This window comes from Pseudomonas sp. 22490, from assembly GCF_052044465.1.
Classification (GTDB): Bacteria; Pseudomonadota; Gammaproteobacteria; order Pseudomonadales; family Pseudomonadaceae; genus Pseudomonas; species Pseudomonas aeruginosa.
On sequence record NZ_JBQENS010000010.1, the window covers coordinates 143811 to 165189 of the forward strand.

Genomic DNA, 21379 nt, shown 5'->3' on the forward strand with positions numbered 1-21379 from the left:
TGCAATGAGGTAGTCACGGTCTCCCTGAAGAAAAAATGGACACAGGCCGGTTCGCTACCCCGATGGGCCTGGCCCCGAGGCGGTACCGACAGTTCCGAAGGCACACAGGAGAAAACATCATGCTTAGTTGGGCTATCACCTTTCTGATCATCGCCATCATCGCTGCCGTCCTCGGGTTTGGTGGCATCGCAGGTGCCGCCACCGGAATCGCGAAGATCCTCTTCGTGCTGTTCCTGGTGCTCTTCGTGGTCTCGTTCTTCTTCGGACGCCGTCGCGGCTAGCCGGATGCCAAGGAGAAAGCGATGCGACTCATGCGTAACCTGATGAACGCACTGCTGCTCGGTGCCGCCGCCAGTTCGCTGGCGGTGGCGGCCGACAGGGACGGCGAATACCGCTTGAACGAACTGCAGAGCACCGATGCCGGATACCGCAAGGCCTGGCAGAACCTGGTGGAAGACGAGAGCCGCTTGCCCGACTGGGTGATGAATCTCTCGGGAACCGCTACGCCGATGCATGCCGTCGACGACCAGGGCGACAAGTATCTGGTTGGCGGTCTCTGCGAGAAGTCCGATTGCAAGGGCCAGCGCCTGCTGGTCGCCTTCGATTGGGACAAGAGTCATGCCTACGGGCTCTACGTGCAGGTGCCCGAAGGGCTGCCGCAGGACAAGTCGCCGAGCAAGCACGCCAGCTTCCGCTGGCTGGGCAAGCCGGAACCGGCGGTACAGAAGATCCTCGACGAACAACTCAAGGCCGATCCGAACTGGTACTGAGGCGGAACGGGCTTGCGTGACACCGCCCCGCCCGCAGCGGGGCATGGCCAGGGGACCGGGATGCGCTGGGTGAGGTCGATCCGGCGGGTTCCAGGGGTACAGGGAGTACCTCCTTCGGGGTCGGGCCAGGCGAAAACGCGCCGGAGGGGAGCCACCGATGTCTCGCTGCCTTCCGGCGCGCTTCTATATATAGAAGGGGTACGATGCTCCGCCGTCCGGCGGAGCGTCGGCTTCCGCAGCGATACTCCGCGAACTTCCCTGATATCGATCAATGCCTGTGGATGGCGGAGTCGTTTTACAATCGACCGCCCGCGCGTTCCGAGGCGCCCTCCCAGAAGGGCTTTACCGCGCGGTTATCCACAGAATGCCGCTTATCCACAGCCAGCGATGGCGTGCCGGACGGCCTTGCGTGTCCTGCGACCATCCATCGCAGCGATGATGAGCGACTTTCAACTTCCCAGGATGGGCACGAGGCTCCCGGGCCTTGCACGGAGTGCCTTCCGCTCCCTGTTCTTGTACGAAAATCAAGGGCAATTTCCTGTGGGACGGACGTTTCATTAGTGATTTCTCATGCCGATTCGGCATGGGGCAGTCACTTACGGCATTAGACGGGGTAGGGGAGCGCATGAATCATTGCGCCCTTTCGCCTGTCGGGAGCGACTCTCCCGTTGGAGCGACTCCCGACTTCCACAAGAATTAAGGGTGACGAAACATGGGTAAAGCCAAGCTAAGCCTCGCCTGGCAGATCGTGATCGGTCTGGCACTCGGTATCGCCGTCGGCGCAGTGCTCAACCATTTCAGCGCCGAAAAGGCCTGGTGGATCGCCAACGTGCTGCAACCGGCCGGCGACATCTTCATCCGTCTGATCAAGATGATCGTGGTGCCGATCGTGATTTCCTCGCTGGTGGTCGGCATCGCCGGCGTCGGCGACGCGAAGAAGCTTGGCCGCATCGGCCTGAAGACCATCATCTACTTCGAGATCGTCACCACCGTCGCCATCGTCGTCGGCCTGCTGCTGGCCAACCTGTTCCAGCCCGGCACCGGCATCGACATGAGCACCCTGGGTACCGTGGACATTTCCCAGTACCAGAAGACCACCCAGGAAGTGCAGCATGACCATGCGTTCATCGCGACCATCCTCAACCTGATTCCCTCCAACGTCTTCGCCGCCATCGCCCGTGGCGAGATGCTGCCGATCATCTTCTTCTCGGTGATGTTCGGCCTCGGCCTGTCGAGCCTGCCCAACGACCTGCGCGAGCCGCTGGTGAAGGTGTTCCAGGGCGTTTCCGAGACCATGTTCAAGGTCACCCACATGATCATGAAGTACGCCCCTATCGGTGTCTTCGCCCTGATCGCGGTGACCGTCGCCAACTTCGGCTTCGCCTCGCTGCTGCCGCTGGCCAAGTTGGTGATCCTGGTCTACGTGGCCATCGTCTTCTTCGCCCTGGTGGTGCTGGGCCTGATCGCGCGGATGTTCGGCTTCTCGATCATGCGCCTGATCCGCATCTTCAAGGACGACCTGGTCCTCGCCTATTCCACCGCCAGCTCGGAAACCGTGCTGCCGCGCATCATCGAGAAAATGGAAGCCTACGGCGCGCCGAAGGCGATCAGCAGCTTCGTGGTGCCCACCGGCTACTCCTTCAACCTCGATGGCTCGACCCTGTACCAGAGCATCGCGGCGATCTTCATCGCGCAGCTCTACGGCATCGACCTGTCCATCGGCCAGCAGATCATGCTGGTGCTGACCCTGATGGTGACCTCCAAGGGTATCGCCGGCGTGCCGGGCGTATCCTTCGTGGTGCTGCTCGCCACCCTGGGCAGCGTCGGCATCCCGCTCGAGGGCCTGGCCTTCATCGCCGGCGTGGACCGCATCATGGACATGGCGCGCACCGCCCTCAACGTGATCGGCAATGCCCTCGCGGTGCTGGTCATCTCCAAGTGGGAAGGCATGTACGACGCGGCCAAGGGCCAGCGCTACTGGGATTCGCTGCCGCACCTGCGGCAGGCGGTCGGCGAAGCCAAGGGCAAGCAGGCCACCCTCGAATAAGGCGGCTTCCCGCCCAGGAGGCCCCGGCATCGTCCGGGGCCTCGGCGTTTCTGGCGCCGGCACCGCCTGCGCCGCTATCATCCGCGCAACGCGGGGGATTCTGAATGCTGAACGGCTTGTGGTTGGGTTTTTTCCTGGTGGCGGCGGCGAGTGCGCTGGCGCGCTGGTTGATCGGCGGCGATGCGACGGTGTTCGCGGCGATGGTGGAGAGCCTGTTCGCCATGGCCAAGCTGGCGGTCGAGGTGATGGTCCTGCTGTTCGGCACCCTGACGCTCTGGCTCGGTTTCCTGCGCATCGCCGAGAAGGCCGGGCTGGTGGAGCGCCTGGCGGTGCTGCTCGGTCCGCTGTTCCGCCGGCTGATGCCGGAAGTGCCGCCGGGGCATCCGGCGATCGGCCTGATCACCCTGAACTTCGCCGCCAATGGCCTGGGTCTGGACAACGCCGCCACGCCGATCGGCCTGAAGGCGATGAAGGCGTTGCAGGAGCTCAATCCCAGCAGCACCACCGCGAGCAATGCGCAGATCCTCTTCCTGGTGCTCAACGCCTCGTCCCTGACCCTGCTGCCGGTGACTATCTTCATGTACCGCGCGCAGCAGGGCGCGGCCGATCCGACCCTGGTATTCCTGCCGATCCTCCTGGCCACCAGCGCCTCGACCCTGGCCGGCCTGCTGTCGGTGGCGCTGATGCAGCGCCTGCGCCTGTGGGACCCGGTGGTGCTGGCCTACCTGATCCCCGGCGCGTTGCTGCTGGCCGGCTTCATGGCGGTGCTCGGCACGCTCTCGGCCACCGCGCTGGCGCAGCTGTCCTCGCTGCTGGGCAACCTGACGCTGTTCAGCCTGATCGTGCTGTTCCTGATCGTCGGCGCGCTGAAGAAGGTGCCGGTCTACGAGAGCTTCGTGGAGGGGGCGAAGGAAGGTTTCGACGTCGCCAGGAACCTGTTGCCGTACCTGGTCGCAATGCTTTGCGCGGTTGGCGTGTTGCGCGCCTCCGGGGCGCTGGAAGTGGTACTCGGCGGGATACGCTGGGCGGTCGAGGGGCTGGGTTGGGACAGCCGCTTCGTCGAAGCGCTGCCCACCGCGCTGGTCAAGCCGTTCTCCGGCAGCGCGGCGCGGGCGATGCTGCTGGAGACCATGCAGACCCACGGCGTCGACAGTTTCCCGGCGCTGGTCGCCGCCACCGTGCAGGGCAGTACCGAGACCACCTTCTACGTGCTCGCCGTCTATTTCGGCTCGGTCGGCCTGCAGCGCGCGCGCCACGCGGTGGGCTGCGCGCTGACCGCGGACCTGGCCGGGGTCATCGCCTCCATCGGCGTGTGCTACTGGTTCTTCGCCTGAGGTCGCCAGGCTTCGACGTCACTGGGTGACGTCGAAGCGCAGGGTGCCGATCATCTGTCCGGCCTCGGTGAGTACCTTCACCTGCCAGTGGCCGACCGGGTCGCCGGGGAAGTTCTGCTTGTGGGTCCAGGCCCGGTAGCCCTCCTTGCGGCCGCCGTGGATATCCAGGGCGATGCGGTCGAACTCCTTCCCGTTGAACATCCACACGTGATAGATGCGCTCGTCGAGGCCGCGCGGCGCGTTGATCGCGGTATAGGCGAACAGGCCCTGGCTGCGCAACTGGGCGGCGCCGACCTGCTCCAGGCTGTCGCCGGGCGTGCGGCTCTGGTCGTCGAACTGGCTGCTCACCGCCACTTCGGTCAGCCACAGGGTGGCCGGCGGTACCCAGGTGCGGCCGAACCATCCGGCCAGGCCCACCGCCAGGGTCAGGCCGAGAAGCAGGAAGCCGCGCCACCAGTGCTGTAGCGGGAAGGTCACGAGCAGGCTGGGGAAGGACAGCACGACGGCGATGCCCAGCGACAACCGGTAGCTTTCCGGGGTGGTCAGGTGCAGCAGGATCGGCAGCGAGGTCAGCAACACCGCGAACAGGGTCAGGGTGTGGTAGGCGAGGAACACCCAGCGACGCCTGGACAGCCAGCGATAGTAGAGCGGATCGGTGATGGAGATCAGTGCCGCGGCGGCCAGCGTCCCTGTGAACAGCGCCTGGCCGCTGTTCCAGGTGGTGGTGATGAGAAAGAACGGGAGGACGAAGAACAGGCTTTCCTGGTGGATCAGTTGGGTCGCGTAGCGCAGCAGCGGCGCCGGGATCTCCCAGCCGAAGCGGCGGGCGAAGGTCTCCCGCAGGAGGTTCTCGAGGATCAACCAGACCCAACTGACCAGCATGATGATCGCCAGCACCTGGGCGAAGCCCTTCTGCCGGTCGACCATGATGAAACTGAACACGCCCGAACAGAAGCCGAACAGGGCGATGGTGCGCGGATAGCGGGCCATCAGGCCGCCGACCAGGGAGATCAGTTGCTCCAGGCGGGCCTTGAGGACGGGGCGTTGTTGGTTGGGCATGGGGACCAGCGGGTTCTCGATCGGAGCTGCTCGGCCAGCCGGCCGGGGCGCGCAGCATAACCCCGGCCGGGTTTCCTGGGTATGAACGAAGGACAGCTGCCGCGTGGCGAATGTTTCCTTCGCCCGACAGAGGCTCCGCTCTCCTTTCTGGAGGTCGACCAGGGAAAAAGGCGTCGCTTTCCCGACCGATGGTCGCGAAGCTTTCGACAGCCTTTCAAACCCCTTCAATTCGCACCTTTCGGGCAATTTTAGATTGTTCGACAGGAGTTTTTACACATATGGTTACAACTCGGTCGATGGATGACGTACCCGCCTGCGTGGCCATCGACGCCGCCATGGACCGCTTCCCCGTGTCTGCCTGAGTGTGTGTCCCATGGCCTCTAATAAATCCAAAGGTGTCGCCATTTTCCGTGTGGTCAGTGGCAACTTCCTCGAGATGTACGACTTCATGGTGTATGGCTTCTACGCCACCGCCATCGCCAAGACCTTCTTCCCCGGCGACAACCCGTTCGCCTCCCTGATGCTGTCCCTCGCCACCTTTGGCGCCGGCTTCCTGATGCGGCCGCTGGGTGCGGTGTTCCTGGGCGCCTACATCGATCGCCACGGCCGCCGCCAGGGCCTGATCATCACCCTCGGCCTGATGGCCATGGGGACCCTGCTGATCGCCTTCGTTCCCGGCTATGCCACGCTGGGCGTGGCGGCGCCGTTGCTGGTGCTGTTCGGCCGGCTCCTGCAGGGTTTTTCCGCCGGCGTCGAGCTGGGAGGGGTTTCGGTCTACCTGTCGGAGATCGCCACGCCAGGACGCAAAGGCTTCTTCGTCAGTTGGCAGTCGGCCAGCCAGCAGGTCGCGGTGGTCTTCGCCGGCCTGCTCGGCGTGCTCCTCAACCAGTGGCTGAGCCCGCAGGACATGGGCGAATGGGGCTGGCGCGTGCCGTTCTTCATCGGCTGCCTGATCGTTCCGGCGCTGTTCGTCATCCGTCGCTCGCTGGAGGAAACGCCGGAGTTCGAGGCGCGCACCCACCGACCGTCGCTGTCGCAGGTGCTGCGCTCCATCGGGCAGAACTTCGGCGTAGTGCTGGCCGGTACCGCGATGGTGGTGATGACCACCGTATCGTTCTACCTGATCACCGCCTACACGCCGACCTTCGGCAAGAACGAACTGCAACTGTCGGACCTCGACAGCCTGCTGGTGACCATGTGCATCGGCCTGTCCAACTTCATCTGGCTGCCGGTGATGGGCGCGTTCTCCGACCGCATCGGGCGCAAGCCATTGTTGCTGGGTGCCTCCGCGCTGGCACTGCTGACCGCCTACCCGGCGCTGTCCTGGCTGGTCCGCGAGCCGAGTTTCGCCGGCCTGCTCGGCGTCGAGTTGTGGCTGTCGTTCCTCTACAGCAGCTACAACGGCGCGATGGTGGTGGCGTTGACCGAGGTGATGCCGGCGGACGTGCGCACTACCGGTTTCTCCCTCGCCTACAGCCTGGCTACGGCGACCTTCGGTGGTTTCACCCCGGCGGTCTGCACCTGGCTGATCCACACCCTGGACAACCGCGCGGCCCCGGGCATCTGGCTCAGTGGCGCGGCGCTGCTGGGGCTGCTCGCCACCCTGGTGCTGTTCCGCCGGCGCGGCAAGGAGATCGCCGAGGCCGAGCTGGCCAACGCCTGAGGCGTTTCGCCGCATGCCGTGCGTCGGCTCCCGCCGGGGCTGCGGCGGCGGCGTTGATGTCGATCAACCGGAGCTGCGCCAAACCGCGTAGACAGGAAGGAAGTGGTTGTACCGACTTCCTTCCCTTCCTGGAGATCGCATCATGTCCAATGTACAAAATGCCAGCCGGTCTTCCGCGTTCGCGGCGGTAGAGGGCGACCATTGGGTCGAGTCCCTCGACGATGGCCGCCACGTGCTGATCCGTCCCCTGCGCGAGGAGGACCGGGAGCGCGAACGCCAGTTCATCAACCGGCTGTCCCCGGCGACCCGCCACTTCCGCTTCCTCGGCGAGATCAAGGAAGCCAGCCCGGCGCTGCTCGATCAACTGATGGACATCGACTACCAGCAGAGCATGGCCTTCGTTGCCCTGGTGCACGAGGACGGTGAGCTGCGCGAGGTCGGGATCAGCCGCTACGCCGCCTGCTGCGAGGAAGGGCAGTGCGAATGCGCGGTAACCATCGCCGACGACTACCAGGGTCTGGGCCTCGACGCCGTGCTGATGCGCCATCTGATCGACGTGGCGCGGCGCAACGGCTTCCGCCAGATGTATTCGGTGGACTCGGCGGCCAACCGGGCGATGCGCGACCTTTGTTGCGCACTGGGCTTCGTCGGCCAGCGCGACCCGGACGACTCGACCCAGGTCATCCACCGCCTGGCCCTGTAGCCCGGTCAGGCGCGCCGGCGGCGCAGGCCGAACCAGAGCAGGCCGCTGGCCAGGAGACCGGCGGCGAGCAGCAATGGGTAGAGCATGTCGTCGTCGAATAGCGGCTTTTCGATGCGCAGGTAGCCTTCGCCGTCGAACAGCCGCTTCGCCAGCGCGTTCGCCTGTTGCAGGCTGACCTTCGCCAGGCGGCGCTCCTCATTGGGGAAATGGCCGTCCTCGTAGTCGGCCAGCGAGCCCCAGTAATAGTCCGCCAGCGCCGCGTTGCCCTGGGTGCTCCAGGCCAGCCTGGCGCGCTCGGCGAATTGCACCCGCTTGAAACGCCCCGGGTCCAGGCCATGCTGGCGGATGCCGCCGAGCAACTCGCGCAGGGCGGCCTCGGTGGCGGGTAGGTCGCTGCGCTCGACATCCGCGTCGAGGCTGAAGAAGCCCTGGTTGGCGAACACCTGGCGATCGGTCGATGGCCCGTAGGTGAGTCCGCGACGCACACGCAGGTCGGCGTACAGCGCGTCGTTCATATAGGCCTGGAGCAGGACCATGGCGTCCGGGTCGGCGTCGTCCGGCTCCGGATAGATCCAGTGCAGCATCGCACCCTCGCCGAATGGCCGGGTGATCAGGGTGCGCCTGGCCTCGGCATGCCCGTTGGCCGCCGGCAGCTCGCGGCGCTCGGGGAGCTCGTGGTCTTCCAGGGTGCCGAAGGTCCGGGTCAGATAGGCCGGCAGGCGCGGATCGAGGTCACCGACCAGGATCAGGGTCATGTTGCCCGGTACGTACCAGTCGCTGCGCAGCCGCTCCAGCTGCTCCGCGCCAAGCGGCGCCAGCGGCGCGCGCTGGGAGCAGGCCAGGCCCAGTTCCACCGCCAGTTGGTCCATGGCGCCACGGCCCAGGTTCTCGCGGTCGAGCCAGCGCTGCAGGTGCGAGTAATGGCCGCCGCCTTCGCGCTCGATCACTCGCTTGGCGGCGGCGATGCGCGGCTCGTCCAGTTCGGTGCGGGTGATGGTGTCCAGCAGCAGGTCTAGGACCTGCCGCTGGGTGGCGGCAGGTGCCTCGATGACGAAGGTGGTGTCGCCTTCGCTGGTGTAGGCGTTCCATTGTCCGCCGAGGGCCTGCATGCGGGCTTCCAGGTCGGCCTCGTCGCCGCCGTCCAGGCCGCTGAAGAACAGGTGCTCGAGCAGGTGTGGCAGCTGCTTTTCACGGCACGAGAAGTCGGCGAAACCGACCCCCACCACCAGCCGGATCGAGACGTGTCGGTGCTGCTCGGTGGGCTTGAGCAGCACGCCCATGCCGTTTTCCAGCTGGAAGGCTTCGACCTCGCTGCGCTGGTCGGCGTACGACCAGGGGCAGAGCAGGCAGAACAGCAGCAGGGTGGACAACGAACGCATGGGCCGAGCCTGGAACTGAAAATACCGAGAATAGCGGATGCTTCATGACGAACCTACCCGCAGAACGGCTAATGTCGCGAACGGCGCGTTTCCGCTCGCTCCTCGGCGAGCGCTGGCTCGGCCAGCGGCGCCGAGGTCATGTCGTCGACTTCGTCGGCCCAGTCGTCCTCGTCCCGCCGAGTGCCCTCGTCGGCCGCGCTGCTCGGCGCGTCTGGATTGTCCAGCACGGCGTAGGCGATGGCGCAGAACAGCGAGTTGAGACGCTTCATGTCGCTGATCAGGTCCAGGTGCAGCGAGCTGGTCTCGATGCTCTGTACCACCTGCTGGTGCAGGCGGTCGACATGGGCATGGGCGTAGCGCCGTTCCTGCAGACGGAAGCGCTGCTTGGCCCGGCGCAGGCGCTTGGCGCTGTCGAGGTCGCCGTTGAGGAACACCGAGAGACCCAGGCGCAGGTTGGAGACCAACTGCTGGTACAAGGTGCCGATCTCTTCCAGGCCGGTGTCGGAGAACGAGCGGCTGCGCGAGGTCTTCTTGTCCTGCACGGCGGCGAGCATGTGCTCGATGATGTCGCCGGCCTGCTCCAGGTTGATCGCCAGCTCGATGATCTCCGCCCAGCGCCGGCTGTCGCGTTCGGACAGGTCCTCGCGCGGCATCCTTGCCAGATACAGCTTGATCGCGGTGTAGAGGGCGTCGACGTCGTCGTCGAGCTTGCGGATGTCCTTGCCGAGCAGCGGATCGCCGCCGCGGATGATCTGCATCAGATTGTTCAGCATCTGCTCGACGGTGTCGCCCATGCGCAGGGTCTCGCGCACCGCGTTGGCCAGCGCCAGGCTCGGCGTGTCGAGGGCGGCGGGGTCGAGATGGCGCGGCCGGGCGACGTCGTCGGGAAGGGCACGGTCGGGCATCACACGGGTGCAGAAGCTGGCCATGGCGTTGGTCAGCGGCAGGCAGGCGAGGCAGCGTGCGGCGTTGTAGAGCACGTGGAAGGCGATCACCAGTTCGGCTGTGCTGAACTGCCAGTGATCCATCCAGTCCGCCAGCGGCCCCACCAGGGGCAGCACCAGCAGGCAGCCGGCGACCTTGAACAACAGGCTGCCGAGGGCCACCCGGCGACCGGCGGCGTTTTGCGCGGTGGCGCTGAGCATGGCCAGGATGCCGCTGCCGAGGTTGGCGCCGACCACCAGGCACAGCGCGACTTTCAGCGAGATCACCTTGGACGCGGCGAGGGTCGCGGTAAGCAGCACGGCGGCCAGGCTGGAATAGGAAATCATGGCGAACAACGCGCCGGTCAGCGCGTCGAGCATGATGTCGCCGGTCAGGCTGGAGAACAGTACCTTGACGCCCTTGGCTTGGGTCATCGGCTCGGCGGCGGCGACGATCAGCTGGAGCGCCAGGATGATCAGGCCGAGGCCGATGAATACCCGGCCGAGCTGGCCGAGGCGGGTCTGTTTGCGGCTGAGGAAGAAAATCACGCCGAAGAAGATCAGCAATGGCGAAAGCCACGACAGGTCGAGGGTCAGCACCCGCGCCATCAGCGCGGTGCCGACATCGGCGCCGAGCATGATCGCCAGGGCCGGCGCCAGTGCCATCAGGCCCTGGGCGACGAAGGAGGTGGCCAGCAGGGCGGTGGCGTTGCTGCTTTGCACCAGGGCGGTGACGCCGATGCCGGCGGCGAACGCCAGCGGGCGTTTTTCCACGCTGCGACTGAGGATGCGCCGCAGGTCGGCGCCGTAGACCCGGAGGATTCCGGTGCGGACGATATGCGTGCCCCACACCAGCAGGGCGACGGCAGAGAGCAGGTCGAGCAGTTTCAGCATGGCGTGGCCCCCCTGGCACTACGACGAATGGCCAACCTCGCGCCAGGTTCCGCGTGCGTTGCGCCGCGGAGCCCGGACAACGGCGCCAACGGCCACGATGGAAAGGCAGCGTTCAGGCGAGTTGTAACACGAACGTCATATTTGGACAGGCGCCCCCCGCGGGAGTTCGTCTCGGCAGCCCGAGCGGCAGGGCGCCTACCCTTCATTCAAGCGTGCGCGCCGCGAAACGGCGAGGATTTTTTCGCCTTCCGTTCGATGCATGCGTTTGCGCCACAGGCCATGGAATTAGCCGACAGGAAGGGTATCCTTTGCACCTTTTAAAAAGCCCCGGTCTAGAGGGATACAGAGGAGTGGTGCGGATGCGATTTTCGGGGATCAGTGGCTGCCTCTCGGCAGCGGTGTTGGCGCTCGGGGTAGGGGGAGCGCCGGTGGTTCAGGCCGATGCGCTGGGCGATAGCCTGGAGCAGGCGCACATCCGCAAGGCGACCTTCGCCGCGCCGGCCTGGGAAGGCTATACCAACGCCGACGGCAGCGGTCTGTACTGGGACCTGCTGAAGCAGGTCTATGCGCCCTACGGGCTCGACGTGAAATTCATCAACATGCCCTGGAACCGCGCCAACAAGCTGATGACCGCGGGCTCCATGGTCGATGGCGTGCCGGGCGAGATCCCCGGCGTTGAGGGCAAGCTGTACGCCCAGTTGCCGATCGACATCGAGTACCACGGCGTGATGCATGCGGCGAAGACGCCCTTTTCCGGCCGCGCCAGCCTCACCGGCAAGCGCGTCGGCTGGCGCCACAGCTACAACCTGATCCCCGCGGAGCAGCGCGACTTCACCCTGGTCGAGTGCGTCCGCCCCGAGCGTTGCACCGAGCAGGTCCAGAACGGCGAGCTGGATTTCTTCCTCGACGAGCCGGACGAACTGGAAAAGCAGCGCAGCGAAGCGCATCTGCCGGCCGACGCCTACCCGATCGCGCAACTGCCGCCCGGCAAGGAGTCCTTCATGACCTTCGCCGACAGCGCCAGCGGCCGGCTCCTGCGCGAGGTCTACGACGCGCGGGTACGGCAGATGGCGGCGTCCGGCGAGCTGCGGGCGCTCTACCAGCGCTGGAACAGCGAGGTGCCCGGCGCCGTGCAGGCTCTTTCGGCGCAGTGATGCGCCGCTCATTTCCATCGCGAAGCCTTTCCGGGGCTTGCGCGGTGGGAATGAAACGCCTAGGATTCGCCCTTCATTTCCCCCACTTACGCACCGCAAAGGAGGTTACATCGATGATTCAGTTCTCTACCCTTTGCAGGCTGCGCCTGGCCTAACGGCCACCGAAACCTACCGCTCGACCCCCTGCACCGCTGAACGATTCCCGCCCTTGCGTCCGCGCAAGCTTCCGGCGAGAGGTCATCGGCTGCCGCGGTCACCGCTCCCCAGGTTTTCACTTCTCCGTTAGACGCCCTTCGCCCTTCCGCGAGTGCCCGCTCGGCTTCGGTCTGCCCCCCGGATCTACCGTTTCAATCACATGGATTGGATTATGGGCAACTACATCAAGCCTTTGTCCGCGGGCGTCGCACTGATCGCCTCGGACAGCACCTGGATCGAAGGCAAGGCGATCCAGCAACTGCAAACCACCGCCGAACTGGACGGCATGTGCCGCGTCGTCGGTCTCCCGGACCTGCATCCCGGCCGCGGCTATCCGGTCGGCGCGGCGTTCTTCTCCGTCGGTCGCTTCTATCCGGCGCTGGTCGGCAACGACATCGGCTGTGGCATGGCCCTGTGGGAAACCGGCCTGGCCCCCGGCAAGCTGTCGGCGGACAAACTGGAAAAGCGCCTGGGCAATCTCGACCTGCCGCTGGACGAGACCTGGAGCGACTGCATCGAAGCCCTGGATCTACCGGCCCGCGAGCACTGGCGCGCGCTCGGCACGATCGGTGGCGGCAACCACTTCGCCGAGCTACAGCAGGTCGAGACCGTGTTCGACCAGGCCGCCCTGCACGCCCTCGGCCTCGATGCCGGCCGCCTGCAACTGCTGGTGCACAGTGGCTCGCGCGGTCTCGGCCAGGCGATCCTGCAAGAGCAGGTCAGCCTGCATGGCCACGCCGGCCTGCTCGACGGCAGCCTGGAAGCTTCCGCCTACCTGGCGCGCCACGCCGATGCGCTGCGCTTCGCCGAGGGTAACCGCCAGCTCATCGCCCGGCGCATTCTCGAACGCTTGCGCTGCGACGGCCTGGAACTGCTCGACATCAACCACAACCTGGTGGCGCCGGCACAGGTCGATGGCGTCGACGGCTGGCTGCACCGCAAGGGCGCCACCCCGGCCGACCAGGGCGTGCTGGTGATCCCCGGCTCGCGCGGCGACTACAGCTACCTGGTGGAGCCTGTGCCGAGCGCGCAGAGCCTGTTCTCCCTGGCCCACGGCGCCGGTCGCAAATGGCAGCGCGGCGAGTGTCGGGAGCGTCTGGCGGCGCGCTTCAGCGTCGACCAGTTGGGCCGTACGCGCCTTGGCAGCAGGGTGATCTGTGGCGACCGCCAACTGATCTACGAGGAAGCGCCGGAAGCCTACAAGGGTATCGACTCGGTGGTCGGCGCGCTGCTCGAAGCCGGCCTGCTGCGCCTGGTCGCCCGCCTGAAGCCGGTGCTGACCTACAAGACCCGTGGGGAGTGCTGCCGATGATCCTGCTGCAACTCTCCGCGGCCCAGGGGCCGGCGGAATGCTGCCTGGCGGTGGCGAAGGCGTTCGAGCGGCTGTGCCTCGAGGCGGCGCAAGCCGGCGTCGAGGTCGAGGTAATCGAGGAGGTGGCCGGCGAGCGTCCGCGCACCTGGCGTTCGCTGCTCCTGGGGCTGCGCGGCACTGCCGCCGAAGCGCTCGCCGAGCGCTGGTGCGGCGGTATCCAGTGGATCTGCCCCAGCCCCTACCGGGCAAGGCATGCGCGCAAGAACTGGTTCATCGGCGCGGAGCGCTTCGCCGCGCCGCCGGCCAGTCTGGAGGGCGAGATCCGTTTCGAGACCCTGCGCTCTTCCGGCCCCGGCGGCCAGCATGTCAACACCAGCGACTCGGCGGTGCGCGCCACCCACCTGGCCAGCGGCATCAGCGTCAGGGTGCAGAGCCAGCGTAGCCAGCACGCCAACAAACGCCTGGCGATCCTGCTGATCGCCCGGCGCCTCGCGGACCAGGCGAGCAGCGCGGCCGACGCGCTGCGCGCGGAGCGCCGCCGGGCCCACGGTCGGATCAGTCGCGGCGCGGCTCGCCGGGTATTCCGCGGCGAGCGTTTCGAGCCGGCCTGAGCGGCTCAGTCGCCGAGCACTTCCTTGCGCAGCTTCACTGGCTCTTCGCCCCGCTTGCGCGCGGCAGCGCCGCGCATGCGGATGTTCAGCGCCTCCACGGCCAGGGAGAAGGCCATGGCGAAGTAGACGTAGCCCTTCGGCACATGGACTTCGAAGGCTTCGGCGATCAGCACCGTGCCGACCACGATGAGGAACGACAGGGCGAGCATCTTCAGCGACGGGTGCTTGTCGATGAAGTCGCTGATGGCGCCGGCGCAGAGCATCATCACCAGTACCGCGACGATGATCGCCGCGACCATCACCGGCACGTGGGAGACCATGCCGACGGCGGTGATCACCGAGTCCAGGGAAAAGACGATGTCGATGATCGCGATCTGGATGATGGTGCCGATGAAGCCGCCCGCCGACCCCTTCGGTTCATCGCCGCTTTCTTCCTCGCCTTCCAGGCCCTGGTAGATCTCCGAGCTGCTTTTCCAGAGCAGGAACAGGCCGCCGAAGAACAGGATCAGGTCGCGTCCGGAGATGCCCTGGCCGAACAGGTGGAAGAGGTCGGCGGTCAGGCGCATGACCCAGGTGATCGACAGCAACAGCAGGATCCGCGTCACCATCGCCAGGGCCAGGCCGAAGAAGCGGGTGCGTGGCTGCAGGTGCTTCGGCATGCGCCCGACCAGGATCGAGATCATGATGATGTTGTCGATGCCGAGGACGATCTCCAGGGCGGTCAGGGTGAAGAACGCAATCCAGATTTCCGGGCTGGTCAGCCATTCCATGAAGCGGTCACTCGTCTCGGTCAGTTACTGAACAGGGGGAACAGGCCCAGCAGCAGGGCCATGGCGAGGATTGCCAGGCACACCAGCACGGCCCATTTCAGGGTGAAGCGCTGGTGGTCGCCGAAGTCGATCTTGGCCAGCCCCACCAGCAGGTAGGTGGAGGGCACCAGCGGGCTGAGCAGGTGCACCGGCTGGCCGACGATCGAGGCGCGGGCCATTTCCACCGGGGTGATGCCGTATTCGGCGGCGGCCTGGGTGAGGATCGGCAGGACGCCGTAGTAGAAGGCGTCGTTGGACATGAAGAAGGTGAACGGCATGCTCACCAGCGCGGTGATGGTCGCCAGGTATGGGCCCAGCGCCGGCGGGATCACCGCCAGCAGGCTCTTGGACATGGCGTCGACCATCCCGGTGCCGGAGAGGATGCCGGTGAACACCCCGGCGGCGAAGATCAGCGAGACCACTGCGAGAATGTTCTCGGCGTGTGCGCCGATGCGCTTCTTCTGCTCCTGGATGCACGGGTAGTTGACGATCATGGCGATGCCGAAGGCGATCATGAACAGCACCGGCATCGGCAGCAGGCCGGCGATCAGGGTCGCCATCAGGACCACGGTGAGAATAGCGTTGAACCACAGCAGCTTGGGCCGGCGCGCCTCCGGATACTGCGACACGCTGATCTCCGCCAGGTCCTCATGGTCGGTGGGCAGGTGCAGCTCGCCGAGGCGGGCGCGCTCGCGCTTGCCGTAGATCCAGGCGATGGCGAAGATCGCCAGCAGCCCGGCGATCATCGCCGGGATCATCGGCACGAAGATATCCGCCGGGTCGACGTGCAGGGCACTCGCCGCGCGGGCGGTGGGGCCACCCCAGGGGGTCATGTTGAGCACGCCGCTGGAGAGCATGATCAGGCAGGCCATCACCAGCGGGCTCATGCCCAGGCGGCTGTACAACGGCAGTACGGCGGCCACGCAGATCATGTAGGTGGTCGAGCCGTCGCCGTCGAGGGAGACGATCATCGCCAGCGCCGCGGTGCCCAGCGAGACCTTCAGCGGGTCGCCCTTGACCAGCCGGAGGATCTTGCGCACCGCCGGGTCGAACAGCCCGGAGTCGATCATGATGGCGAAGTAGAGGATCGCGAACATCAGCATCACGCCGGTCGGCGCCAGGGTGCGGATGCCGTCGAGCATCATCGGGCCGAGGCCGGCGGCGAAACCGCCGATCAGGGCGAAGGCGATCGGGACCAGGATCAGCGCGATCAGCGCGGACAGGCGCTTGGTCATGATCAGGAACATGAAGGTCGCCACCATGGCGAAGGCGAGCAGGGTCAGCAGGGGTTCACTCCGGGGAAGACGGCGGACGGGCGTGCGGCGTGCGGTCAGCAGGCGGCGGGCGGGTGGCGTCGCGCGGACGGAGTGCGGCTGTAGGCGTGTGCGGAACGGGGCATGGCAATCACCATTGTTGTTTTTGTACGGGTAAGCGGGCGTCTCGTGGGCGCGCCGTCGTGTCCGGTCTTCTGCCGGTGGTGGGCGGATGCTACGGCGGGAAGCTTTCAGGCAGCTTTCGCTGGATAACGGCGGGAAACGTGCGGGTAATTTCGGATATATGGTCGATCAGGGCTGCCGCGCGAGGAGCGCCGCGGCCAGTTGCAGGTCGCTGTACCCGGCGTATTCCGGGGCTTGGCGCAGGACCTGCAAGGCTGCCTGGAGGTACGCGCCACGGATCGCACCGTCGCTGGCGACGAAGCTGGCGGCGTCGTCCCGCGCCTGGACGAGCTTGTCGCCCTCGTCAGCGCTGGACTCCTGTGCGCTGACGGTGCTGCCGATGAACGGGCCGACGGTGGTGACGGCCGCCCAGAAGAAGGTGGCGGCGCCGGGTTCGTCGTCGAATTCGGGAAACACCTTGATGAAACCGAAGGCCGGTTGGCAGAGCAGGCAGAGCGCCGTGAGGGCGGCGGCGACGCGTCCTGTCGTCATGGGCTTCCTTGCAGCACGAGGAGTACGCCGACCAGAGTGGCGCCGGAAAGCAGCGTTTGCAAGGTAATGATGCCCGCCATCAGGTGGCCGTCGCCGCCCAGTTGGCGGGTCAGCACATAGGCGGTGGGCGCCGTCGGCAGGGCGAAGAACAGTACCAGCACGGCGCTTTCCATGCTCGGCAGGCCCAGCCCGCGAGCGATGGCGAAGGCCAGCAGGGGCATCGCCAGCAGCCGCGCCGCGCAGTTCCAGCCAAGGGCCGCGACTTCGCCGCCGAGTTCCTGGGGTTTCAGCGCCGCGCCGACGCACAGCAGGCCCAGCGGCAGGCTGGCCACCGCCAGCAGGTTGAGCAGGCGATCGCTGCCGCCGGGCAGGCCGACGCCGGCCAGGTTGACCAGTGCGCCGGCGAGGCAGGCGAGGATCAGCGGGTTCTTCAGGATCGGCAGCAGCAGCGCGCGCAGGCTGATGCCGCGCTCGGCGGTCAGCGCCCAGACCGACATCACGTTCACCGTCGGCACCATCAGCGCCAGCATCAGCGCGGCCAGGGTCAGGCCCGGCTTGCCGTACAGGCTGCCGACCGCGGCCAGGCCGAGATAGGTGTTGAAGCGCAATACGCCCTGGGCGATGGCGCCGAAGCGCCCGGCGTCCCAGCCGCGCCAGCGCTTGCAGAGCAGCAGGGCGAGCCAGGCGACGCCGAGCCCGAGCAGTACGGCCAGGGCCTGGCGGGCCAGGCCGGGGTCGTCCAGCGGCGCGGTCGCCAGGTTGCTGAACAGCAGCGCGGGAAACAGGATGAAGTAGTTCAGGCGTTCTGCGGCAGGCCAGAAGGCTTCGCCGGGAAAGTCCCAGCGGCGCAGGGCGTAACCGCCGACGATGAGGGCGAACAGCGGCCAGAGGGAGTAGAGCAGAGCGGTCACGGGCACCCCCGGATAGTGGAATCCGCTCATCTTGCGAGGTGGCTGCGGCACAGGGCAAGTCCGGCTTATGCTGGCACTCCCGCGAGGAGGATTCGCCATGCCCGAGACCCATACCGGCGGTTGCCATTGCGGCTATCTGCGCTACGCCGTCGCCGCGCCGCTGGACGATGTCGCTCACTGCCACTGCTCGATCTGCCGGCGCACCACAGGCGGCATCGTCACCACCTGGGCCACGGTGCCGCGCGCGGCGTTCCGCTGGCTGGCGGGCGAACCGGCGGAATATGCCTCGTCGGCCAGCTGCACGCGCTACTTCTGCCCGCGTTGCGGGGCCAACCTGGCGTTGTTCACCCGGCTCAGCGCCGATACCCTGGACTTCACCGTGGCCAGCCTCGACCATCCCGAGCGCGCCCCCGCCAACCGGCACATCTGGGTCGGCAGCCGCCTGCCATGGCTACACCTCGACCCGCAGTTGCCCGAAGAGGACGAGGAGTTCATCGCCGGAGCGGACGACCCGTGAGCGAAGACCGGAGGTGGCACCTGTAGGGCGAATAACGCAGAGCGTTATCCGCCGTCTGCGAGGCGCTGAAAGAGCGCTCGGGACCATGCGTCCTGCAGGCGCCTCCCTCAGGGCAGCATCAGCCCGCCGGCCGCCTTGTGCAGCTCGCGCAGGTGCGCGCCGACCTCCTTGATGTTGGCCTCGTTGGCTTCCAGCTCGGCGCGGCGCTCGGGATCGAGCAGGGCGCGGACCTCGCGGTCGAGGTCGTCGCTGAGCCGGCGCAGGCGCGCCTGGCGTTCGCGGGTCTGCTCTTCCAGGTGCTTCCACTCGGCGGCCTGCGGCAGGCCGTAGCCGCCCTCCAGGAGTTCCGCCGGACGACTGAGGAAGCCGCTGTCGTCGAGGATCTGCTGGAAGGTCTTGCCGGCCACTTCCAGGCGCTGGTCGCCGGCCGGCTTGTCCAGGTGGCCGAGGTACAGGCGCTTCAACTCGTCCTGGGCGAGCAGCAGCTGGCGCCGCAGCGAGGCCTGCTCGAGCAGCAGCAGCGCCGCGCTGGCGCGCAGGTCGGCCTTGGCGAACCAGGGCTGGCGCTCCCTGGCCGGCAGCGCCAGCCAGTCCTCGACCTTGTCCTGGGGAATGTGCAGGCGCTGCTTGAGCACGTCGAACATCGCCTGGTAGCGGTCGCGGAAGGAGTCGAAGCGGTAGCCCAGGCGCAGGGCTTCCTTGGGGTCGTCGAGCACACTGGGATCGGCCAGCTTGCGGTTCTCCAGCATCTCGAGCACGCCGTAGGGGGTGATGCTGTCCAGGCTTTGCAGCGGTCGCCGGGGGATGCCGCTGCGCAGAAGCTTGAGGGTTTCCACCGCGCAATTGTTGGAGATGAAGTAGTACTGGCCGTCGTAGCTCCAGTGACTCTGCGCGGCGCGCTCGACCAGGCTGGCGACCTCCTCGCGGTCCAGCTTCAGCGGCACCGAGGCGAGGCTGCGCAGCTCGACCTTGGTGTATTCCTCGATCACCTGCGACAGCGGCAGGACGAACAGGCGCGACGGATAGGCGCCGGTCAGGCCGTCCCAGCTGGACAATTGCAGGTCGCCGACGAAGGCGCGGTAGGACAGCACGAGATGCTGGTCGAGGTCCAGCCGGCAGTCCGGACCACGCGGCCGGCCGGGGGCGCAGATCACCAGGCGGAGCATGGTGTGGCCCCAGCGGCTGACCAGGTTGTCGTTGGCCTCGGCCAGCAGGTAGTCGACCTCGTAGACCCGCTCGGGGTCGAGCTGGCCCAGCGGCTGCTGGCCGAAGTCGCGGCCGGCGTTGAGGTAGGCGAAGCTCTGCGCACAGGCACTGTGTTCCGGCGCCCAGCCGAAGCGTTGCTGGTAGTAGCGGTAGAGCGCCGGGCGGCGGCAGGCGTAGCTGGGATCGAGGAGGAAGTACTCCATGTTCACCGCGACGAACTCGCGCGGATTGCTCAGCTCGTAGACGTCCGGGCTGCGCAGTACGAAGCCATTGTGCGCCTCGCGCCGCCCGCGCTTGCCGGCGCGTTGCGGCCAGCCGGCGAGATCGAGCAGGCGCGGGTCGTCGGAGAGCGTGAAGCGGCGACCGCTCTGCCCGCGGCAATCGGTGGGCTGGGCGATCCGGCCGAGGGTTTCTTCCTGGCGCGTGCAGCGGCGGATCTCGCGTTTTTCCTCCGCCGACCACAGGCGCGCGCGATCGTAGACGTGGGTCAGCTCGTGCAGCAGGGTCGCCAGCAGCTCGCGCCGCTCGGTGCCGTGCACGCGCCCGGTCTGGCGGCTGGCGGCGCTGCCGTCGGTGAGATCGGCCAGGTACTTGCGGTTCAGCGCGATGCGCTGCGGGCCACGGGCCTGGCCCATGCCGTTGGCGGGCAGGTCGTCGCGCCACTCGACCTCGATCTCGCGGTCCAGGCGTTCGCGGAAGGCCGGCGGCAACTTGTCCGCGGCTTCGTCTAAGAGTTGCTGGCTGGCCTCGCGCTGCGCAGGGTCCAGTTCAGGCGCGTCGAGTTTCAGGCGCAGGGCCGCCGTCGCGTTGCCGGCTCCGCAGAGGGCCAGCGCCAGCAGCCAGGCGCAGGCCTTCCTCACAGGGCGAGAATGGCTTCGGCAAGTACCTGGTCGGAGGCTTCCCGGGCTTCCGGCAGACGGCTGCGCAGGGTCCGCATCGCGGCTTCCAGCTGGGCGCCGCGAATGGCGCCGTCGCTGGCGACGAAACTGGCGGCGTCGTCGCGCGCCTCGGTGACCACTTTCATGTCGCGCACGGAAGTGGTGGTGTCGGAAGTGAAGTCGATGCTGCGGTCGAGGGCGCGGACGATGATATTGCTGGTCGCGACCACCGAGCGTGCTTCCGCGGCCGTGGCGCAGAGCGCCAGCAGCAGGGCGGCGAACAGGGGGCTATGACGCATGGAGCTACGGCGCATGGAGGTTCTCCGGAACGGTGGTGATCGCCTATTGGGCAAGAATTGCTTCGGCCAGTTCCTGATCGCTGGCCGCCAGCTCGGGGTGCGCGACACGCAACCAGCGCAGCGCCGCTTCCAGGCGCGCACCACGGATGCTGCCATCGCTGGCGACGAAGCTGGCCGCATCGCCCCGGGCATCGCGTAACAATTTGTTCTCGAACGGCGTGCTGGTCAGCTTGCTGGTGACGTAAAGGGACTTCGCGGTGAACGCCGTCGTGGTATCGAAGGCGTGCGCAGCGGGTGCCAGCAGGCAACAGAAGAGCAACGAGAACCGGTAACGCATGGGGTTGGGCGGAATAGGACTGGAACAGCCGCCAAGGCTAACGGAATGTGCGGCGCGGAGCCAGTGTGGCCGGTCGGCCAGGTCATCGCCGCAGCCGGGCGGCTGCGGCGGCGGGGCGGGCGACTCAGATGGTCAGGATCGCCTGGGCCAGTTGCATGTCGTTGGCGGCCAGGCTCGGCAGCTTGCCACGGATGTGGCGCAGTGCGGCTTCCAGGTGCGAACCGCGGATGTCGCCCTGGCTGGCGACGAAGCTGGCGGCGTCGTCGCGCGCTTCGAGGACGATCTTGTCGTCGCGGAAGGAATTGGTGATGTCCGAAGTGGCATTGGAGGTCATGCCGGTGGCGCGGACCAGGGTATCCGTGGTGACCACGAAGCTGCTGGCGAACGCGCTGGAGGCGCAGGCGAGCAGGGCAGCGGCACCGATCAGGCGCAGACGTTTCATGTGAGTTG

The 21379-nt window shown here is 66.8% G+C and carries 21 protein-coding genes; 10 read left to right on the forward strand and 11 right to left on the reverse strand.

Features of this window, described 5'->3' with window-relative positions; all coding sequences use genetic code 11:
• Positions 1–119: 119 nt before the first annotated feature.
• The 4 genes from ACTJJX_RS13685 to ACTJJX_RS13700 all read left to right on the forward strand — a co-directional run bounded on the left by ACTJJX_RS13685 (position 120) and on the right by ACTJJX_RS13700 (position 4151).
• Positions 120–281, forward strand: a complete 162-nt coding sequence (locus ACTJJX_RS13685) for a DUF1328 domain-containing protein (protein WP_003096961.1) — start codon at positions 120–122, stop codon at positions 279–281.
• Between the two features lie 21 nt (positions 282–302).
• The gene (locus ACTJJX_RS13690) at positions 303–770 is read left to right on the forward strand and encodes an inhibitor of vertebrate lysozyme family protein (protein WP_003114119.1); all 468 of its coding nucleotides are present in this window, start codon (positions 303–305) and stop codon (positions 768–770) included.
• A gap of 712 nt (positions 771–1482) precedes the next feature.
• Complete coding sequence (gene gltP, locus ACTJJX_RS13695) at positions 1483–2817, forward strand: glutamate/aspartate:proton symporter GltP (protein WP_003096956.1); 1335 nt, start codon at positions 1483–1485, stop codon at positions 2815–2817.
• Between the two features lie 104 nt (positions 2818–2921).
• Entirely contained in the window at positions 2922–4151 is a 1230-nt protein-coding gene (locus tag ACTJJX_RS13700; protein ID WP_003096953.1) for a nucleoside recognition domain-containing protein, read from the forward strand.
• Between the two features lie 18 nt (positions 4152–4169).
• Here the strand turns inward: ACTJJX_RS13700 and ACTJJX_RS13705 are convergent, their stop codons facing one another.
• Positions 4170–5210: a DUF5924 family protein gene (locus ACTJJX_RS13705; protein WP_016852286.1), complete on the reverse strand. Its 1041-nt coding sequence runs from the start codon at positions 5208–5210 to the stop codon at positions 4170–4172.
• 373 nt (positions 5211–5583) lie between these two features.
• On the opposite strand from ACTJJX_RS13705, the gene ACTJJX_RS13710 reads away from it, so the two are divergent.
• Positions 5584–6873: an MFS transporter gene (locus ACTJJX_RS13710; protein WP_003096941.1), complete on the forward strand. Its 1290-nt coding sequence runs from the start codon at positions 5584–5586 to the stop codon at positions 6871–6873.
• A 142-nt stretch (positions 6874–7015) separates the two neighbouring features.
• On the forward strand, positions 7016–7576 hold the full coding sequence (locus tag ACTJJX_RS13715; RefSeq protein ID WP_003096934.1) for a GNAT family N-acetyltransferase: 561 nt from the start codon (positions 7016–7018) through the stop codon (positions 7574–7576).
• A 5-nt stretch (positions 7577–7581) separates the two neighbouring features.
• Here ACTJJX_RS13715 and ACTJJX_RS13720 read toward each other — a convergent pair whose 3' ends face one another.
• Both ACTJJX_RS13720 and ACTJJX_RS13725 read right to left on the reverse strand, forming a co-directional pair.
• A complete protein-coding gene (locus ACTJJX_RS13720) occupies positions 7582–8955 on the reverse strand; it encodes a M16 family metallopeptidase (RefSeq protein WP_003121371.1) in 1374 nt (457 codons plus the stop codon).
• 68 nt (positions 8956–9023) lie between these two features.
• Positions 9024–10772 (reverse strand): Na/Pi cotransporter family protein, encoded by a 1749-nt coding sequence (locus ACTJJX_RS13725; protein ID WP_003096931.1) that lies wholly within the window; start codon positions 10770–10772, stop codon positions 9024–9026.
• 353 nt (positions 10773–11125) lie between these two features.
• Here ACTJJX_RS13725 and ACTJJX_RS13730 point away from each other — a divergent pair, with 353 nt between their 5' ends.
• The 3 genes from ACTJJX_RS13730 to prfH all read left to right on the forward strand — a co-directional run bounded on the left by ACTJJX_RS13730 (position 11126) and on the right by prfH (position 14044).
• Positions 11126–11926 carry a substrate-binding periplasmic protein gene (locus ACTJJX_RS13730; RefSeq protein WP_003121370.1) on the forward strand — a complete coding sequence of 267 codons (801 nt, stop codon included), beginning with the start codon at positions 11126–11128 and terminating at the stop codon, positions 11924–11926.
• A 367-nt stretch (positions 11927–12293) separates the two neighbouring features.
• Positions 12294–13433, forward strand: coding sequence for an RNA ligase RtcB family protein (locus ACTJJX_RS13735; protein WP_003121369.1), 1140 nt, complete (start codon positions 12294–12296; stop codon positions 13431–13433).
• On the forward strand, positions 13430–14044 hold the full coding sequence (prfH, locus tag ACTJJX_RS13740) for a peptide chain release factor H (RefSeq protein ID WP_016852284.1): 615 nt from the start codon (positions 13430–13432) through the stop codon (positions 14042–14044). The genes ACTJJX_RS13735 and prfH overlap by 4 nt, the downstream gene beginning before the upstream one ends.
• Before the next feature lie 5 nt (positions 14045–14049).
• Here prfH and ACTJJX_RS13745 read toward each other — a convergent pair whose 3' ends face one another.
• From ACTJJX_RS13745 to ACTJJX_RS13760, 4 genes are all read right to left on the reverse strand, one after another.
• A complete protein-coding gene (locus ACTJJX_RS13745; RefSeq protein WP_003096920.1) occupies positions 14050–14814 on the reverse strand; it encodes a TerC family protein in 765 nt (254 codons plus the stop codon).
• 20 nt (positions 14815–14834) lie between these two features.
• Positions 14835–16139 (reverse strand): CitMHS family transporter, encoded by a 1305-nt coding sequence (locus ACTJJX_RS13750; RefSeq protein ID WP_003096918.1) that lies wholly within the window; start codon positions 16137–16139, stop codon positions 14835–14837.
• Positions 16140–16418: 279 nt separating this feature from the next.
• Positions 16419–16781, reverse strand: coding sequence for a DUF2388 domain-containing protein (locus ACTJJX_RS13755; RefSeq protein WP_003102543.1), 363 nt, complete (start codon positions 16779–16781; stop codon positions 16419–16421).
• The gene (locus ACTJJX_RS13760) at positions 16778–17722 is read right to left on the reverse strand and encodes an AEC family transporter (RefSeq protein WP_003096914.1); all 945 of its coding nucleotides are present in this window, start codon (positions 17720–17722) and stop codon (positions 16778–16780) included. The genes ACTJJX_RS13755 and ACTJJX_RS13760 overlap by 4 nt, the downstream gene beginning before the upstream one ends.
• 67 nt (positions 17723–17789) lie before the next feature.
• Here ACTJJX_RS13760 and ACTJJX_RS13765 point away from each other — a divergent pair, with 67 nt between their 5' ends.
• Positions 17790–18209 (forward strand): GFA family protein, encoded by a 420-nt coding sequence (locus ACTJJX_RS13765; RefSeq protein ID WP_003102545.1) that lies wholly within the window; start codon positions 17790–17792, stop codon positions 18207–18209.
• A gap of 107 nt (positions 18210–18316) precedes the next feature.
• On the opposite strand, the gene ACTJJX_RS13770 is transcribed toward ACTJJX_RS13765, so the two are convergent.
• From ACTJJX_RS13770 to ACTJJX_RS13785, 4 genes are all read right to left on the reverse strand, one after another.
• Positions 18317–20275, reverse strand: coding sequence for a DUF7844 domain-containing protein (locus ACTJJX_RS13770; RefSeq protein ID WP_016852283.1), 1959 nt, complete (start codon positions 20273–20275; stop codon positions 18317–18319).
• Positions 20272–20592: a DUF2388 domain-containing protein gene (locus ACTJJX_RS13775; protein WP_003114112.1), complete on the reverse strand. Its 321-nt coding sequence runs from the start codon at positions 20590–20592 to the stop codon at positions 20272–20274. The genes ACTJJX_RS13770 and ACTJJX_RS13775 overlap by 4 nt, the downstream gene beginning before the upstream one ends.
• Positions 20593–20635: 43 nt before the next feature.
• Positions 20636–20929 (reverse strand): DUF2388 domain-containing protein, encoded by a 294-nt coding sequence (locus ACTJJX_RS13780; protein ID WP_003096909.1) that lies wholly within the window; start codon positions 20927–20929, stop codon positions 20636–20638.
• Positions 20930–21053: 124 nt separating this feature from the next.
• Positions 21054–21371, reverse strand: coding sequence for a DUF2388 domain-containing protein (locus ACTJJX_RS13785; RefSeq protein ID WP_003096907.1), 318 nt, complete (start codon positions 21369–21371; stop codon positions 21054–21056).
• Positions 21372–21379: the final 8 nt, after the last annotated feature.